Origin of the sequence: Paenibacillus sp. NPDC056579 (assembly GCF_042793215.1) — a bacterium.
GTDB lineage: Bacteria > Bacillota > Bacilli > Paenibacillales > NBRC-103111 > Paenibacillus_S.
This window is the reverse complement of record NZ_JBHTVD010000034.1, coordinates 1-2,466: the sequence shown is the minus strand read 5'-3', so window position 1 is coordinate 2,466 and position 2,466 is coordinate 1. Positions and strand designations below refer to the sequence as shown.

Below are 2,466 nucleotides of genomic sequence, written 5' to 3'. Positions count from 1 at the left end.
CGAACACGACCGTTAAGCCTTCCAGCGTCGATGGTACTTGGACCGAAGGGTCCTGGGAGAGTAGAACGTCGCCAAGCAAAAAGCAGTTGATCTTATTTAAAGATCAGCTGCTTTTTTATTTGCATTCGTACATTATTTTCTCGTTTTAGCGATCAGATCCGTAACCGTAACAAACTGGTAGCCTTGCTTCTTCAGTTCAGGCAATATTCGCTTCAGCGCTTCGACTGTCTGAGAACAATCTCCCTCCAGATCATGAAACAAAATGATATCCCCATTATGAACATTCGACAAAACGGTATGAACGATTTTATCTACACCTGGCCGCTTCCAATCCTTTGTATCCTGATACCACGACCACATGACTACGGTCAACTGGTCTTCTTTTGCAGAGTGGAGCAGTGCATCGTTATAAAATCCTCCGGGAGGACGGAAGACGTGAGGTATTTGCTCCGTAATATCAAAAATAACCTCTTGAGTTTGGCGAATTTCATCGACCAGCTTTTGGGGGGAAACATTTTTTAAGTAATGGTGGTCAAAGGTATGGTTGGCAATTTCATGGCCTTCATTGACTTCACGAATAGCAATGGCCGGGTACATTTGCACTCGTTTCCCTAATACAAAAAAAGTCGCTTTCGCATCATGCTCTTTCAATAAATCAAGAATTTGCGGAGTATACACTGGATTGGGGCCGTCATCGAAAGTAAGAGCGATTAGTTTCTCATCGGTATTTACGTTCCAGACGACTTCGCTGTTAGGCTTGCCAGAAGCCGCTGTGGTTAGCGAGAGGAGCAACCCGCATAGGACGACTTTCCACATCATGTTGATCAAGCTCAATCCCTCCCCGTTAACCTAATAACTGCTATTAGTTTCTCGTCGGGGCGCAGGAATATACAAAAAAACAGCTGCCGTTAGCAACTGTTTAAAATGGGAGATTTATCTTCTACTCCAAAACGTAGATCTTGACTTGCTGGATGCCGAATTGCTGAGCTTTTGCTTTGGGATCGGGAACGAAGATATCAATCTTGTTGCCTTTAACTGCGCCGCCGGTATCGGAAGCTGTGGCATACATGCCGCCAGCTGGCAATCCATCGTAATTATATCCTTCTACATAAACCTTGGAGCCTAACGGGATGACATTAGGATCAACTGCGATCGTTCCAACCTGTAGCGAATTACCAAAATAGTCGACGCTAGCAAACCCGCCGTTTTCTTCCGGAGCAGCGGTGTAGGCTGTGGCTTTTCCTTCGATCACTTTTTCGAATTTCGTGGCATACCAGGCAGGAGCATGGTACTTGCCGTCTGCACCATAAATCGCAATCTGATTGCTAGAGTCCCATTGCATTTGAATGCCAAGAACATCTGCAAGCGCACGGACTGAGAAATATACGCGTCCATTTACGATTTTAGGAACCGATTGAAGCGTAATTGGCTTCCCGTTCAGAACAGCTGAAGAATCTCCTGTTGTAAAGCTGATCGTGTTCTTTTTGTTTGTAAGTGTAACTTTCAGTTCATTGCCTGCATTCTCCCAGTGAGCCTCATAACCTAGCTTGTCACTCACAAAACGTACCGGCGCTTGCAAAACATGCGCGTCGTCCAGGTATGGCTGGCTATCCGGAAAATCTACCAGCGCATCGTTTACCTGCACTTTGTAACCGATTTCGCGAATCGGCGCCGCTTCGACTGACATGAATGGAGTCACTGCGGAAAGCAGTAGTGCTGAGGATAATACCAAACCTTTTACAAAACGCTTCATATGTCCCTCCTTGGGCCTCCGAGGTTAGTTGACGGATTCGGGAAGAGGTATCTCCCTAGCTTGAAATTTCCAAGCATTCACCCCATAAAAATCGTCCCCCGTACAAACGGAAATTGAGTTTGATTCGGCATTTTTAGAAGTTATCATATATCCCAGACCAGTTCAATGCACAAAATCAACCATTAAGTTCCTAAATATGGGTTGTTGAGGATTTGGTTTCATCCGGTACGTTTTTGCCTTCTATAAATAGCAATAATTTTTTCGTATATAATCCTTCAAAATAACTGTCATAAAGAGTTTATTTGGTTAATAATTTATAATATAAAAAAGTACTTGTCATTTGATAAGATTAATGATATATTAACAACTGTTCTTCTGAAGATTAGTTGCTACAAAAAAGTAACTGAATCGACTGCAAAACTTTTTCAAAAAAAGACTTGCAAAGAAGTAGACGAATGTGATATATTAATCAGGTTGCTTTTGACGGATGTCGAAAACGATCGAAAAAAAGAAACGATTGTCCTTTGAAAACTGAACAACGAGTGAGCGTTAAATAGAGAATGCAAATTCTCGCTAGCATTGAATTTTGAGCTTAAGACAAAGCTCTGTTATACGGTTGCTTCGGCGACACTTTAATGGAGAGTTTGATCCTGGCTCAGGACGAACGCTGGCGGCGTGCCTAATACATGCAAGTCGAGCGGTCCCTTCGGGGA

At 43.3% G+C, this 2,466-nt stretch carries 2 protein-coding genes, 2 rRNA genes and 1 riboswitch; of the genes, 2 read left to right on the top strand and 2 right to left on the bottom strand.

Translation table 11 applies throughout. The features are described from left to right. Positions 1–77 (top strand): 5S ribosomal RNA (rrf, locus tag ACFQ88_RS39835); the annotation flags it as partial. 55 nt (positions 78–132) lie between these two features. Here the strand turns inward: rrf and ACFQ88_RS39550 are convergent. After that, complete coding sequence (locus ACFQ88_RS39550; protein ID WP_239635272.1) at positions 133–819, bottom strand: polysaccharide deacetylase family protein; 687 nt, start codon at positions 817–819, stop codon at positions 133–135. A 121-nt stretch (positions 820–940) separates the two neighbouring features. Further along, on the bottom strand, positions 941–1,753 hold the full coding sequence (locus tag ACFQ88_RS39545) for a stalk domain-containing protein (protein ID WP_379463435.1): 813 nt from the start codon (positions 1,751–1,753) through the stop codon (positions 941–943). After that, positions 1,753–1,893: riboswitch (cyclic di-AMP (ydaO/yuaA leader) on the bottom strand. (Overlaps the previous gene by 1 nt.) Before the next feature lie 492 nt (positions 1,894–2,385). Between ACFQ88_RS39545 and ACFQ88_RS39540 the strand changes: the two genes are divergently transcribed. Then, positions 2,386–2,466, top strand: a 16S ribosomal RNA gene (locus tag ACFQ88_RS39540); the annotation flags it as partial.